A 14,063-nucleotide genomic window follows, 5' to 3' on the forward strand; every position below is an offset into this window, starting at 1 on the left:
AATACAAAAGGGTGTCCCATTAGGCCATTGTATGGCTGAGGGGGCACCCTTTATTTTTTTCGTTAATGCACTTACAGAGAGTAGGAGTAGCGAAGGGGACGAATCATTCTGCAGCAGCAAGCATTCGTCTCTGCCCTCCGAACATAGTTAGATCCCAGAAGAAATGAAAGAAGCTGTCGCCTGGTTGAAAACCAGGAGCAGCTTCTTAGACGCCTCACCGAAGAATAAGGTGAGTAAAGAGTGGCCTTTGCAAGGAGAAGGAGCGGAGGTTTGGGGATAGCCGATCCTTTGAGAGCCAGTTTTCACCTTAGACCAATTCAATCCTAGAACTGGCGAACAACAGAGCGGATAGACCGAAACCGCAGCGCTTTATAGCCAGCCGTTCTCTTCCGCCATGCTGATCGCCTCAATCCGGTTTTTGACCTCGAGCTTGTTCAGGATTTCAGAGATATAATTGCGGACAGTTCCGTGCGAGAGATGGAGGGAGCGTGCGATTTCATTGGCAGTTTTGCCGGCGGCAATCAGCTGTAGAATCTCACATTCTCTCGGGGTGAGCGGATTCTTTTGAGAGACGGAGTCAAAGATCAGCTCAGGTGATATGGCGCGGTGTCCCTGCATGACACGGCGGATCGACTCGGCGAGCCGATCACTTGGCTCGTCCTTCAGCAAATAGCCGCTGATGCCTGCCTTAACGGCCCTCTCAAAGTATCCCGGACGCGCAAAGGTCGTCAGAATGATGACGCGGCATGGTGATGATTCCGTTTTGAGCAGCTCCGCCACCTCGATGCCTGTTTGTACAGGCATCTCGATGTCCAGCAGACACACATCAGGCTTCAGCTTCAAGATCAGGGAAAGCGCCTCCGCCCCGTCGCCGGCTTGGCCTACCACCTGCAGATCATCCTCCAGGTCAAGAAGAGAGGCAAGAGCACCGCGCAAAAGACGCTGGTCCTCGGCAATCACAATTTGGATCATGCGGTTTCACACTCCTTGCCGGGTTCATTTTTTATGACGATTGGAATGCGGATTTGGACTACCATTCCGTTAGATGAAGAGAGCTCTACTGAACCGTCAATCAGGGACAGCCGCTCCTTCATGCCTGTTAGGCCATTACCATCTTTCGGTTCTCCTTCAGAACCGGAATTCCAGCCTATGCCGTTATCGCTGATGGCGAGCCGGATCTCACTCGATGTTTGCTCAATAGCAATCGTACAAGCATCCGCCCGGCTGTGTTTCACGATGTTGGTGACGGCTTCCTTCAAACACATGCTGAGAATGTTTTGCGTCAGTCCTGAAATGCCTTCTACCCGAAAGTCACCCTCAGCCTTATGCTGTATGCCTGCACTCTCCAGCATTCGCTCAGAAGCCCTGAGCTCCTCCATAACTGTCAATGTCCGCATCCCGGTCACTAGCTCCCGTACCTGCCGCAGGGCGGCTCTGGAGGTCTGTTCGATCTCCCGTGCCTCCATCAGCGCTTTCTCCGGGTCGCGGTCGATCAGCCGTGTAACGAGCTGGCTTTTCAAGGTGATCAGTGACAAAGTGTGTCCTAATGTGTCATGCAAGTCCCTCGAAATGCGCATCCGCTCCTCACGCTTTATCAGCTCCTCAATCCGTTCATTCGCCTGCTTCAGATCGCGTTGGAGCTGCTGCTGCTTGAACATGGACCGCATCCCGAAGGGAGACATCATCATGACCACTAAAAAGGGCAGAACGATATACAGGTCCTGCCTTACCATACGGGGGATATTGATAAAGACGGGCAGGATCAGCATGACATAAAAGACAGCCAGCGCAATGGAAAACCGCCGCTGTTCTTTGTAATAGGCAATAAAGCTGGCCGTGTAGAATCCGAGGAATAAATTGTATGGGCTGTATGCGATACAGAGAATAAAGGCAAGGAGCATCTGAAGACCCAGCCAGTAAGTGAATGACTTTTTGGCGAAAAAAAGCTGGCGGTAGGTTAACAGGAAGATGGCGATCATCAAATAGCCCACCACCATCCGTAAACCCTGCTCCTGGCTGATATAGAAAATTGGCATGGATATATATATTAGCCAAACATAAGGGAAAACTCCCAGTTCACTTGGGAAAAATCTTAATCGTGAACGATACAAGGATTACACCGCTTCCTGTTTTTTTCGAATATATATGGATAGTACCATAAACAGGAATAAATATCCGGCCAGAATCAACATTGGTTTCAGATCAGGAGCATTCCCTGCGGCAATGGACCATACACCAGCGCCATAATTGTAGGATGGAAGCCACTTGCCAATGGTTTGAAGCACGGAGGGAAAGCTGTCGATCGGCATCCACATGCCGCCAAGAACGGCCATCAGCATGTATGCAATATTGCTCACACCGCTTGCAGTATCCACTCTTTTCATGGTTCCGAACAGGGTACCCAGAGCAAGAAACGGGATGGAGGCAACCAGAATCCACAATCCGCTGCCAATCCATTGGCCGATAGACATATGGACTCCGTTGATAAGGAAGCCTGCGATAAAAATAACGATGACCGAAAAAGCATGCATGACGGTTTGGCCAAACATTTTGGATATAAAATAGATACTCCCCGGCAGCGGGGTGATCCGCATATAGACGGCCCAACCCAGACTTTGCTCCTGAACCATACGGATGCCGACGGTCATGATCGCCGATCCCATGACGCTGAAGGTGGTCATTGACATCATATAATGTGCCTGCCATGCTTCCACGTTATCAATGCCGGTATTCACGATTTTGGTGAAGATAAAATAAAATACGATAGGCATCAACAGGGACCAAAATACATAATAAGGATTACGGATGATCCGCAGCATTTCTACCCTGCACTGCATAAGCAGCATTTTCATTACGATACCGCCTCCTTGTCGTGATCCGCGCTAACCATGATTTCAAATGCATCATCGAGCCGGCCCTGCCCGGTGCGGATATCCCTCGCGGGTATATTGTATCTGAAGATTGCAGCCAGAACGGTATCCGTATTATCTGCCGTAACGACCCATCTTCCTTCCTGCTCCTTGCAATCGCGTACACCGGGAACGGAACGCATGCGATGAAGCATCTCATCCACAGCGTATGAGTCTTCTCCGGTCATGTCTGCGATGAAAGACACGGAGCGGCTGGTCAGTCTCGACACTATCTCGTCAGGCGTGCCGTCGGCTGCAATTTTTCCTTTATTAAAAAGAAGAATCCGGTCCGCGGTATCCTCAGCCTCCTGCAAATAGTGGGTGGAAAAAAGAATGGTTTTGCCCCGATCGGCCAATTCGTCAGCCTGCTGCCAAAACGCCTTGCGCGCAGGAGCATCGAGACCAACTGTGGGTTCATCGAAGAATAGGAGATCCGGATTTCCTGCAAGAGCGAGTGCAAATCCGAGTCTGCGCTTCTGTCCTCCAGACAGCTTATCCGCGCGTTTATTCAGCTCCTCCGGCGTAAAGCCGGCCAGATGCACCATTTCGGACAGCTTCAGGGGACTCGGATAGTAACTCCGGATCAGGCTCATGACCTCATGCACCTTAAGTCCATCAATGACGCTAACCTCCTGCAGCATGGCGCCAATGCGTCTTTTGACCTGGGCATGCTTAGGGGATTGGCCGAATATTCTGACACTGCCAAGACTAGGCTCCCGTAGTCCTAGCATCATGGAGAGCACGGTTGTTTTACCTGCTCCGTTGGGACCAAGAACTGCGGTGACCGAGCCCCGCGGAATAACGAATGAAACATCATCCACGGCCGTTTTTCCTGAGAATATTTTTGATACATGCTGAAGCTCTGCTATATTTTCCATAATAACCTCCGCCTGGATAGGTTCTGTGACTGCTGAATACCTGATACTTCCATTCTAATCACAGGGAGCGGGTGCGGTTAGTGTATGCTGTCATGAAAAGCATATGACAGTTGTCATTTTATGCGAGGGGAAAATAGGGCGAGCGAACTGTTTCACGAAATCTCCACAAAGCAGTTTCAGCCCGCAGCACGGGCATTGATGGCGGTTTGTGACGGTTCTCACATCTCTTGACCGATAGAATAGCTTCAATTATAGTTGGTACAGTAGGAGCAAACTATTATTGAAGAAAAAAGGTGGCTTGTAACATGTCTGAGCAAATCTACGTTGGTGTCGATTTAGGGGGAACCTCGATCAAGGTCGGCATCTGCAATCAAGCAGGACAGCTTATTCAAACGTATGAAGGACCCACTGAAACGGAAAAAGGCGTTGATGTTGTCGTCAATAATATCGAGAAATATGTTCGACATATTGTTGACCAGTCCCCATACAGCTGGGATCAGCTGGCCGGTGTGGGAGCGGGAGTTGCCGGCTTCACCAATGTCCGTGAGGGAATCATTATTTTCGCACCAAACGTAGGTTTCCGTGATGTGCCGATTCGCGCTATTCTGGAGGAGAAGATCGGCAAGCCTATTAAAATAGACAATGACGCTAACGTTGCTGCACTGGGTGAGGCTTGGAGCGGCGCGGGACGCGGAATCGACAACTGTGTGTGCTATACACTGGGTACGGGTGTAGGCGGCGGAATCATTATGAACGGTAAAATTTATCAGGGCTTTTCTGGCCTTGCAGGAGAGCTGGGACATATCTCGGTTGTTCCTGATCTAGAAGCGATCCAATGCGGCTGCGGTAAAATGGGCTGCCTCGAGACCGTATCCTCGGCTACAGGGATTATTCGTATGGCGAAGGATGCTGTTGAGCGCGGTGACCGCACTTCTCTGGCGCTGGAGTCGAATATCGCAGCGAAGGAAGTTTTCGATGCTGCAAAAGCAGGGGATGAGGTTGCTCAGCGCATCGTGAAGCGTGCAGCGTTCTATCTGGGCAAATCCATGGCAGCTGTAGCGGCTGCGCTCAATCCGGAAGTGTTCATTATCGGCGGCGGCGTATCGAAAGCAGGGGATATCCTGTTTGACGAGGTGCGCGAAGTGTTCGCCAAACTGACACCAGAGCCACTGCAGAAGGGCGTTTCGATCCTGCCTGCACAGCTTGGAAACGATGCCGGTGTTGTCGGCGCTGCCGGACTCCTGCTTCGTTCCTAGGACAGCTGTAGCGGCTGTTTAAACGGAGAAACGGATGTACAGCGGGCGGCTTTGAATAAATAAGAATTTGAAGTATTTGCGGCCCGTTCTTTCGCTTTCTGAATACCAAACCAAGGGAGGGAAAGCTGATGCAAGACGGTGACAATACTGCGTCGGCCATGGCCACCCTGATTATTATTACAGGCATGTCAGGGGCTGGAAAGACGCTAGCAGTACGAAGCCTGGAGGATCTCGGTTTTTTTTGTGTAGATAACCTGCCTCCGGTGCTGATTCCAAAATTCGCAGAACTGATTGAACAGTCGAAGGGTAAAATCGCGAAGGTGGCGCTGGTAATTGATCTGCGCGGACGCGAATTTTTTACGGCATTATCGGAATCCTTAAATTATATCAAGGACCATTTTACGATACATTGTGAAATTCTGTTTCTGGAAGCTACCGACTCGGTGCTGGTGCAGCGCTACAAGGAAAGCCGGCGTCGTCATCCGCTTGCTCCTGAGGGCATGCCGCTTGACGGCATCCGCCTCGAGCGCAAAATGCTGGAGGAGCTGAAAAGCTCCGCAACCGTTGTGCTGGATACCAGCAGCATGAAGCCGGGACAGCTGAAGGATAAAATCATCTCGAGGTTCTCCCAACTGGAGAGCAACACGCTATCCATCAATATTACTTCGTTCGGTTTTAAGTACGGAATTCCGATTGACGCCGACCTTGTATTTGATGTCCGTTTTCTGCCGAATCCCCATTATGTGGAGAATTTGCGGCCGCGGACCGGACAGGACAGCGAAGTATACGACTATGTCATGAAGTGGCCTGAAACCCAATCATTCCTGACCAAACTGCTGGATATGCTGCATTTTCTCATTCCACAGTACCGGAAGGAAGGCAAGAGTCAAGTGATTATCGGCATTGGATGCACAGGCGGGAAGCACCGCTCGGTAGCCATCGCTGAATATCTGGGCAAAATGCTGGGGGCCAGTGAAACAGAATCAGTTTCGGTCAGCCACCGGGATTCTGAACGTGATCGGCATTAATGAGAGTGGAAGTGATGAGAGTGGCTGAGCAAAAAAGAGAGCGTCCGCGGATTGTTGTCATGGGCGGAGGCACAGGCTTGTCGGTCATGCTGCGCGGCTTAAAGGAAATGCCGCTGGACATCACGGCGATCGTAACCGTGGCCGATGACGGAGGCAGCTCAGGCATACTGCGGAGTGAACTGCAGATGCCGCCTCCGGGCGATATCCGCAACGTTCTGACAGCATTGGCCGATGTTGAACCACTGATGTCAGAAATGCTGAGATACCGCTTCAGCAGCGGCTCAGGCCTTGCGGGACACAGTCTGGGTAACTTGATCCTGGCGGCGATAACCGACATTAGCGGTGACTTTGTCACGGCTGTGCGGGAGCTGAGCCGGGTATTCGCAGTCCGGGGCCGTGTGCTGCCTGCTGCTGGCGAAGCCGTTGTGCTTTCTGCGGAAATGGAGGACGGCTCTATTGTGACCGGCGAATCCAAAATCCCCGAAGCAGGCGGACGGATCAAGCGTGTTTTTCTGGAGCCGTCCGAGGTGGAGCCACTGCCTGAGGCTGTTGCCGCCATTGAAGAAGCCGATGCGATCTTGATCGGTCCAGGAAGCTTGTATACCAGTATTCTGCCGAATCTGCTGGTACCAAAGCTGGCTGAAGCCGTGATGGCTTCAGAAGCGATCAAAATATTTGTCTGCAACGTCATGACCCAGCCGGGAGAAACGGACGGATATACCGTCAGTGATCATCTCCAGGCTATTTATGATCATATCGGCAAGCACTTATTTGACTATGTCATCGTGAACAGCGGGGATATTCCTCCGCAGGTTCAGGATAAGTACGCAGAAAAGGGCGCCAAGCCGGTCGAGCTCGACTATGATGAGGTAACCAACCTGGGATACAAGATCATTGCCGACACACTGGTGCTTTTCCGGACTTATCTGCGGCATGATGCCGACAAACTGAGTCATCATATTTACCAGCTGGTTCAAGACTGGATTTCAAGAAAGAGGTGAGAGTCCCGTGTCGTTTGCGGCGCTGACTAAAAAAGAACTGACCATGATCGAAGCTGACAATTGCTGCGAACAGGCCGAATTGTCGGCACTGATCCGCATGAACGGGGCGGTCCAGCTTTCGAACAAGAAGGTCATTTTGGATATATCCACCGAGAATGCAGCGATTGCCAGACGGATCTATACGCTGATCAAAAAATATTTTCAGGCCCATACAGAGCTGCTCGTTCGTAAGAAAATGCGTTTGAAAAAAAATAATGTGTACATCGTCCGTATTCCGGCCCGTGTTCAGGAAATACTGAAAGAGCTGAAGATTGTCTCTGAGGGTTTTTTGTTCCGGGCAGACATCGATCCTGATCTGGTCAAGAAAAACTGCTGTAAGCGCGCATACCTGCGCGGAGCGTTTATGGCCGGAGGCTCGGTGAATAATCCTGAAGGATCTTCCTACCATATGGAGATCTCCTCCATGTATGAGGAGCATTGCCAGGCCCTGGTGGATCTGGCGAACGAATTCCAGCTTAACGCCCGGTTAATCGAGCGAAAGAAGGGGTTCATTCTATACATCAAGGAAGGCGAGAAAATTATCGAATTCCTGAGTCTGATCGGAGCGCATCAAGCGCTGTTCAAGTTTGAGGATGTGCGTATTATGCGTGACATGCGCAATTCGGTAAACCGGATTGTGAACTGCGAAACCGCCAATCTGAACAAGACTATTGGAGCTGCCGTCCGGCAAATCGATAATATCAAGCTGCTGCAGAAGGAAATGGGGCTGCATAACCTGCCCGACAAGCTGCGCGAGGTTGCTGAAATCCGCTTGGCTCACCCGGACATGAACCTCAAGGAGGTAGGCGAGCTCCTCAAAGGATCGGTCAGCAAATCCGGTGTTAACCACCGTTTGCGTAAGATCGACGAGCTGGCTGAGAAGATTCGGAACGGCTAGTTTTTTTCTTCTAGTGTCGTTCATGTTATAATGTTATAATGTTACCAAATATGGTATGAGAGCTATGCAGATTTCTTAAATAGGGGGTAAGGTTTCCATGACAAAACATCCCGTAGTTGTCCGCTTAAAAACGGGTCTTCATGCCAGACCGGCAGCGTTGTTCGTCCAAGAAGCGAATAAGTACTCGTCTGAAATTTTCGTGGAAAAAGATGATAAAAAAGTAAATGCCAAGAGTATCATGGGAATTATGAGCCTTGCAATCAGTTCGGGTACGGAAGTAATCATCAGTGCCGAGGGAGCGGACGCAGATCAGGCTGTAACCGCTTTAGTCAGTTTGGTGGGTAAGGAAGAACTCGAGAACCAATAATACGGTTTGATTCATACTCTGCCGGGGGTCATCCTCACGGCCATTTTCAAAGGCAGCCCTTTCTTCAAGTAGAAGAGAAGGCTGTTTTGCTATGTCTGGAAAACCTCTTTTTTATAAAAAGACCTCTTACCAAAAGTAACCATTTAACCGATATCATACTATAGCTGCCCACTACGAAGGCGGCACGCTCTTATTTTGCGATGGAGAAAATATAAAAAAGGAGTAGTAACGGTATGGGGAAATGGAGCAGTAAGAGAAACTCATCTACTGGGAGAGAAGGAACAGGTTCAGAAAGAATGCTGACGCTTGAAGAAAAGGACATGGGCGGGAGAAACAAAATTTTATTGGCCGCCATCATCATCACAACATTTTTTGCGGCTACCACGGTGGAACCGGATCATTTATTTAGCATAGCCAATTTTTGCTTTTTAATTAATATCATTGCTTTAGTTTCATACGTTTACTTACATATTCGCAAAAAATATATCCGCTATATATCATATATCAGCGTTTTCAGCATGGCTCTGAATATTGGGATCCAGTCCTTTGTTCAGCCTACGATGGCAAGCTTTTTCGCGGTCTACTATTTGATTGTGCTCGCCATCATTACGCTGCAGATCATCATCACCTCCATTACGCTGGTGTATTCACTGATCATTACGCTTTATCTGGCTTTCGGAAATACCGGGATTCCAATGACGCTGAAGGATAAGCAGCAGGCATTACTGATGGTGGTGCTTGTATCCATCATGGTTTTCCTCCTCTTGCTTGTCACGAATACACTGATGAAAAACATGAAAAAGGCACGCGAACAGAGTGAAAGGCTGCTGACCGAGCAGCAGGAGCTGAGGGAACGCCTGTTGAACAGCGTAACGCTTGTCACGGGCAACATTCAGGATATCACCCATGGCGTTGAGGATAATCTGGCCTCCTTTGAGCAGATGAACATCGCATTCCAGGAAATCTCCGGCGGCGCATCGGCACAGGTGGACTCGACGTATGCCATCAACGAGTCTGTAAAACAGATGAACACAATGGTGAAGCAGATGTCGAGCTCGACGGAAACTCTACTGGAACAAACAGATGATACGAGCCAGCTGTCGGAATCGGGCAAGGATAAGGTGGAGCTGCTGAATCAGGCCATTATGGACTTTAAGCTGCAGATTGATGCGATGTCTACAGATATCCAAAGCTTGACCGAGCGGGTAAACCGCACATCGCAATTCAGCCAGACCATACAGGAAATCGCCAATCAAACGAATTTGTTATCTCTGAATGCCAGTATTGAAGCCGCCAGAGCGGGCGAGCATGGACAAGGATTCGCTGTCGTGGCCAAGGAGATTCGCAAGCTGGCAGAAGTAGCTTCAAGCTCAGCAGAGCAGATCTCTTCTGAAATGAGCGGGTTCTCCGGCCTGATGAATGACACAATTAACCGTATGGGACAGGTTGCAGAAGGGATGCAGAAGAGCAGCACGTTAACTCAGGAAACCTCTGAGGCTTTTAATTCGATTAAAAAGTCTATTGCAGGGCTTCTGGAAATTTCGGACGGTTATCTTGCTCATATCCGTAAGATTGCATCGTTTTCCGGTTCCATTGATGATTCGACATCACATCTGGCATCGGTCAATGAGCAGACATCGGCTACGCTTCAGGAACTGTTGGCAACATTGCAGTCCTTGCTCAGCAATAATGAAAACAGTCTGCAAGGCATCAAAAATGCTCAAAGCAATTTGCAGGCCATTACCTAAACCATATTTGGGCAGAAAATATTTCGTATATCTGCAACATTTACCATTCCTCTGCGTCTAGTAGACAAATCAGGTGAAAGTGAAAAAGATAGGTTAGATCCTGCTGACTTTTGCACTTGCGCCTCTTTGGGAAAACTGTTCGATAACTAGAGGAGGGCATAAAAATGAACAAATGGATGAAGCCTGTGGGCTCCGTATTGATCGCGGGAGCTTTGTTAGTCGGAGGAGCGGGCGTAAGCGGAATGGGATTAACTTCCACGGCATATGCGGATCAGGATGTGCAGCGCAATATTGTTAACGTCGTCGGCAAAGGTGAGATTTCCGTGAAGCCGGATATCGCCTACCTGTCCATCGGAGTGGACACACAGGCAGATACAGCGCAAAGCGCGCAAAAGGCCAACGCCGAGAAAATTCAAAAGATTACAGATACCTTGAAAAACACATGGAAAATCGCTGACAAGGACATTCAAAGCGTATCCTTCTATGTGCAGCCGAATTACACTTACAATGATAAAGACGGCCAAAAGGTGAAGGGCTATACAGCTCATCACACGCTTCAGGTCTCCTATCGGGATCTATCCAAAATCGGTAAACTGCTTGACGATGCATCGAACGCAGGAGCGAACAACATCGACAACGTAAGCTTCTCGGTTGAAAATCGCGATCAATATGAAGAGCAGGTCATCCAAAAAGCCATGGCGAATGCGGACCTGAAAGCTGGAGCCATCGCTAAAGCGGCTAAACGCCAGCTTGGATTGGTGCTGGTAGTCAGTCAGGGAGACGTAAGCAACCCAGTGATTTATACGGCAGCTAAAATGGAAGCTATGTCCGCTGCGGACTCGAATAATTCCACGGCAGTGGCGCCTGGTGAAGTGAAAGTGTCGACACAGCTGAGCGTTCAGTATGAATTGAAGTAAGGATCGCAGCTCCATAAGAACCGCCCTTTCCTCTTGAGCATAAACGGCTCATCAGGTCGGGCGGTTTTCTTTTTTTGATACATATGCAGCTTTTTCCTGTCGAATCCTATAGAAAAGAGTTGTACCGAGGGAGAAAAAACGGTATAGTGAATATGCGAATTTTTGTACTTACAAGGGTTACTTCCAGGGAATGATATATGTGTATCTTCTTATAAATGAATAATTTCAAGCCTGGTAAGCCATACCCATGAATATGGCTTTTTTTCTTAAATGCACACCAAACGGCGGTCTGTCTTCTGTGAATTTTAAGTCGATAGACGCTTTTCTTAATGTAAGGGGAAGTTTTTTTCTGAAAATTTGGATTCTAGGAATCCTGAAGTACATGATAGGGGGTTGATGCATATGATTGACCTTGTCCAGATTGAGAAGCATTTCGAGGGACAAGTGGTCGTGCATCCGTTGTCACTGAACATCGAAGAGGGAGAATTCCTGACTCTGCTCGGTCCAAGCGGCTGTGGTAAGACGACTATACTTCGCATGATTGCCGGTTTTGAGACGCCAACTCACGGTGACGTCGTATTGGCAGGCCAGAAAGTGACGGATCTTCCGCCAAATCAGCGGGATTTGAACCTCGTGTTCCAGCACTACGCGCTGTTTCCGCATATGACGGTCGAGGAGAACATTGCTTTCGGACTGAAAATGAAAAAGATGCCAAAGCCAGAGCAAAAGAAGCGGATTGAAGAAGCGGTGGCTATGACGCAGCTTACGGCACTTACTTCGCGTTATCCGCATCAGCTTTCAGGCGGACAGCAGCAGCGTGTGGCTATTGCCCGCGCGATTGCGAATAAACCGAAGGTGCTTTTGCTGGATGAGCCGCTTGGCGCGCTGGATCTGCAGCTCCGCAAAAATCTGCAGTCCGAGCTCAAGCATCTGCAGCGTTCACTGGGAATTACCTTTGTATATGTGACGCATGACCAGGAGGAAGCCATGATGCTGTCCGACCGGATCGTCATTTTGAATAACGGAAAGGTTGAGCAGGTAGGTACGCCGAGAGAAATCTATGCAACGCCAAAAACCTTATTTGCTGCAACCTTTGTGGGTGAGAATAATATTTTCTCTTCTGCCCAAGGGCTTTTTGCCGTTCGTCCGGAGAAGCTTCGCCCGGTGCGTGAATTGGAGCAAGCCCGCGTGACGGGAGTTATCCAGGATGTCCTGTATCTTGGCAACGTGCATAAGCTGACGGTCCATCTCGATTCTGAGCCGATGACCGTTACGATTGCGCTCGACTTTACGGATGAAAGACCGTGGCAAATCGGTGAGAAGATCGGGGTGAACTGGAGTCCGAAGGACGAGGTGGTCATCGGGGCATGAGAAAATCGAAATTTTTGATGATACCCGTGCTGCTGTGGATGGCTCTTTTCCTTCTCATTCCAATGATCATTGTCGTGGTGATCTCTTTTATGAATCGCGACACACTGGGCAATGTTGTCTTTGGATTCAGCCTGACCGGCTACAAGACTTTTTTTGACTCGCTATATCTCGGCATCTACTGGGACACGCTTGTTCTGTCCGTGGTAACAACTGTGATTTGTCTGCTGGTCAGCTACCCGCTGGCTTATTATATTGCTAATGCCGCCCCGAAAATCCAGACTTGGGGCCTTGTACTGATTACGATTCCATTCTGGATCAACTTCCTGATCCGTACCTATGCGTGGGTGCTTCTGCTGCGGACGCAGGGCATCGTGAATTCGCTGCTGCTGCATTTTGGATGGATTCAGGATCCGGTGCAAATGCTGTATACCAAAGGAGCCGTACTGCTTGGCATGGTGTACAACTTCATTCCGTTTATGGTGCTGCCGATTTATGTGGCACTTGAGCAGATGGACAAGCGGCTGCTGGATGCGGCCAGCGACCTCGGCGCTACGCGCTGGAAGGCGTTCCGCCATATTACGCTGCCGCAGAGCAAATCCGGCATCATGACCGGCTGTGTGCTGGTATATGTGTCTACGACGGGGATGTTTGTGGTTACAGATATTCTGGGCGGTGCAAAATCCATGATGATCAGTAACATTATCCAGTCACAGTACCTGGGAGCGCGCAACTGGCCGTTCGGGTCTGCGCTATCCGTCATTTTCGTTATAACGTCACTGATCCTGATTTTGCTGTTTAACCGGGCGATGCAGTCCAAGGCTGATCGTGTAAAGGAGGGGAGCGCGTGAAGAAGAAAAATCATCCCCTCTTGGGAATACATTCTCTGCTGATGATGATCTTTATCTATGTGCCCATCCTGCTCATCATCGTATACTCGTTCAACAACACGAGACTGAGCGGGGACTGGAAGGGCTTTACGTTTGAATGGTATACCTCGCTGCTGAAGGACCGGCATGTCATGGAGGCACTCACCAACAGCTTGACGGTAGCGGTGATTTCCACGATTGCTGCCACGCTGCTGGGGACACTCGCCGCGCTCTCGCTCCGGAATTTAAGCAGGAGATGGAAGGGCGGCATGAACGGCCTGATGTACCTACCTGTCGTCATTCCGGATATTATTATGGGCTTGTCCCTGCTGGTGCTGTTTAACCAAATGCATATTCCGCTGGGTAAAGCGACCGTCATTATCGCCCATATCACATTCAGCATGTCTTATGTCTATGTGGTGGTGACCGCACGTCTGGCCGGTATGGGACGGCAGCTCGAAGAGGCTGCTTCAGATCTGGGTGCCACCGGCTGGAAGACGTTCAGGTACGTGACGCTGCCGCAGATTTCACCGGGGATCATCTCGGGGGCGCTGATTGCTTTTACGATGTCCCTGGATGATTTCATGGTCAGCTTCTTCGTGGCGGGCCCGAGCTCGACCACGCTGCCGATCTATATTTACGGACAGGTGAAGCGTGGAATCTCGCCGGAAATCAATGCACTATGTACGCTGCTGATCTTGGTGAGTGTGACGCTGATTCTGCTGGCGCAGTTCTTCCTGAACCGGGGCAAAGGGCAGAAGAAGCATAAGACACTCCCGATTTAA

14 protein-coding genes are annotated in these 14,063 nt (G+C 49.7%); 10 read left to right on the plus strand and 4 right to left on the minus strand.

Annotated elements, in window-relative coordinates; genetic code table 11:
• Nucleotides 1–369: 369 nt before the first annotated feature.
• The 4 genes from KJS65_RS28955 to KJS65_RS28970 are packed head-to-tail and all read right to left on the minus strand — an operon-like array spanning nt 370 to nt 3,787.
• Nucleotides 370–972 carry a response regulator transcription factor gene (locus KJS65_RS28955; RefSeq protein ID WP_213653229.1) on the minus strand — a complete coding sequence of 201 codons (603 nt, stop codon included), beginning with the start codon at nt 970–972 and terminating at the stop codon, nt 370–372.
• Nucleotides 969–2,111 carry a sensor histidine kinase gene (locus KJS65_RS28960; protein WP_483874585.1) on the minus strand — a complete coding sequence of 381 codons (1,143 nt, stop codon included), beginning with the start codon at nt 2,109–2,111 and terminating at the stop codon, nt 969–971. Before KJS65_RS28960 ends, KJS65_RS28955 begins: the two co-directional genes overlap by 4 nt.
• 3 nt (nt 2,112–2,114) lie before the next feature.
• On the minus strand, nt 2,115–2,852 hold the full coding sequence (locus tag KJS65_RS28965) for an ABC transporter permease (protein ID WP_213653231.1): 738 nt from the start codon (nt 2,850–2,852) through the stop codon (nt 2,115–2,117).
• Nucleotides 2,852–3,787, minus strand: a complete 936-nt coding sequence (locus KJS65_RS28970) for an ABC transporter ATP-binding protein (protein WP_213653232.1) — start codon at nt 3,785–3,787, stop codon at nt 2,852–2,854. The genes KJS65_RS28965 and KJS65_RS28970 overlap by 1 nt, the downstream gene beginning before the upstream one ends.
• A gap of 305 nt (nt 3,788–4,092) precedes the next feature.
• Between KJS65_RS28970 and KJS65_RS28975 the strand changes: the two genes are divergently transcribed.
• The 10 genes from KJS65_RS28975 to KJS65_RS29020 all read left to right on the plus strand — a co-directional run bounded on the left by KJS65_RS28975 (nt 4,093) and on the right by KJS65_RS29020 (nt 14,063).
• On the plus strand, nt 4,093–5,043 hold the full coding sequence (locus KJS65_RS28975; protein WP_213653233.1) for an ROK family glucokinase: 951 nt from the start codon (nt 4,093–4,095) through the stop codon (nt 5,041–5,043).
• Nucleotides 5,044–5,171: 128 nt separating this feature from the next.
• The gene (rapZ, locus tag KJS65_RS28980; RefSeq protein WP_136607659.1) at nt 5,172–6,071 is read left to right on the plus strand and encodes an RNase adapter RapZ; all 900 of its coding nucleotides are present in this window, start codon (nt 5,172–5,174) and stop codon (nt 6,069–6,071) included.
• Nucleotides 6,072–6,085: 14 nt separating this feature from the next.
• Nucleotides 6,086–7,072, plus strand: coding sequence for a gluconeogenesis factor YvcK family protein (locus tag KJS65_RS28985; RefSeq protein ID WP_213653247.1), 987 nt, complete (start codon nt 6,086–6,088; stop codon nt 7,070–7,072).
• A gap of 7 nt (nt 7,073–7,079) precedes the next feature.
• On the plus strand, nt 7,080–8,009 hold the full coding sequence (gene whiA / locus KJS65_RS28990; RefSeq protein WP_136607660.1) for a DNA-binding protein WhiA: 930 nt from the start codon (nt 7,080–7,082) through the stop codon (nt 8,007–8,009).
• A 97-nt stretch (nt 8,010–8,106) separates the two neighbouring features.
• Nucleotides 8,107–8,376, plus strand: a complete 270-nt coding sequence (locus tag KJS65_RS28995; protein ID WP_127604616.1) for an HPr family phosphocarrier protein — start codon at nt 8,107–8,109, stop codon at nt 8,374–8,376.
• Between the two features lie 233 nt (nt 8,377–8,609).
• Complete coding sequence (locus KJS65_RS29000) at nt 8,610–10,124, plus strand: methyl-accepting chemotaxis protein (protein ID WP_213653234.1); 1,515 nt, start codon at nt 8,610–8,612, stop codon at nt 10,122–10,124.
• A 164-nt stretch (nt 10,125–10,288) separates the two neighbouring features.
• Nucleotides 10,289–11,041 carry an SIMPL domain-containing protein gene (locus KJS65_RS29005; RefSeq protein ID WP_213653235.1) on the plus strand — a complete coding sequence of 251 codons (753 nt, stop codon included), beginning with the start codon at nt 10,289–10,291 and terminating at the stop codon, nt 11,039–11,041.
• A 396-nt stretch (nt 11,042–11,437) separates the two neighbouring features.
• Nucleotides 11,438–12,412, plus strand: coding sequence for an ABC transporter ATP-binding protein (locus KJS65_RS29010; RefSeq protein WP_213653236.1), 975 nt, complete (start codon nt 11,438–11,440; stop codon nt 12,410–12,412).
• Nucleotides 12,409–13,260 carry an ABC transporter permease gene (locus KJS65_RS29015; RefSeq protein WP_136607663.1) on the plus strand — a complete coding sequence of 284 codons (852 nt, stop codon included), beginning with the start codon at nt 12,409–12,411 and terminating at the stop codon, nt 13,258–13,260. The genes KJS65_RS29010 and KJS65_RS29015 overlap by 4 nt, the downstream gene beginning before the upstream one ends.
• The gene (locus KJS65_RS29020; protein WP_280531368.1) at nt 13,257–14,063 is read left to right on the plus strand and encodes an ABC transporter permease; all 807 of its coding nucleotides are present in this window, start codon (nt 13,257–13,259) and stop codon (nt 14,061–14,063) included. Before KJS65_RS29015 ends, KJS65_RS29020 begins: the two co-directional genes overlap by 4 nt.

This window comes from Paenibacillus sp. J23TS9 (assembly GCF_018403225.1).
Classification (GTDB): domain Bacteria; phylum Bacillota; class Bacilli; order Paenibacillales; family Paenibacillaceae; genus Paenibacillus_AQ.

Bases quoted from the DNA above. Each gene is read 5' to 3' on its own strand.
- KJS65_RS28995 (WP_127604616.1), top strand. From the start codon at position 8,107: ATGACAAAACATCCCGTAGTTGTCCGCTTAAAAACGGGTCTTCATGCC.
- KJS65_RS29010 (WP_213653236.1), top strand. From the start codon at position 11,438: ATGCATATGATTGACCTTGTCCAGATTGAGAAGCATTTCGAGGGACAA.
- KJS65_RS29005 (WP_213653235.1), top strand. From the start codon at position 10,289: ATGAACAAATGGATGAAGCCTGTGGGCTCCGTATTGATCGCGGGAGCT.
- KJS65_RS29015 (WP_136607663.1), top strand. From the start codon at position 12,409: ATGAGAAAATCGAAATTTTTGATGATACCCGTGCTGCTGTGGATGGCT.
- KJS65_RS28955 (WP_213653229.1), bottom strand. From the start codon at position 972: ATGATCCAAATTGTGATTGCCGAGGACCAGCGTCTTTTGCGCGGTGCT.
- KJS65_RS28970 (WP_213653232.1), bottom strand. From the start codon at position 3,787: ATGGAAAATATAGCAGAGCTTCAGCATGTATCAAAAATATTCTCAGGA.
- KJS65_RS29000 (WP_213653234.1), top strand. From the start codon at position 8,610: ATGGGGAAATGGAGCAGTAAGAGAAACTCATCTACTGGGAGAGAAGGA.
- KJS65_RS28975 (WP_213653233.1), top strand. From the start codon at position 4,093: ATGTCTGAGCAAATCTACGTTGGTGTCGATTTAGGGGGAACCTCGATC.
- rapZ (WP_136607659.1), top strand. From the start codon at position 5,172: ATGCAAGACGGTGACAATACTGCGTCGGCCATGGCCACCCTGATTATT.
- KJS65_RS28965 (WP_213653231.1), bottom strand. From the start codon at position 2,852: ATGAAAATGCTGCTTATGCAGTGCAGGGTAGAAATGCTGCGGATCATC.
- KJS65_RS28985 (WP_213653247.1), top strand. From the start codon at position 6,086: ATGAGAGTGGCTGAGCAAAAAAGAGAGCGTCCGCGGATTGTTGTCATG.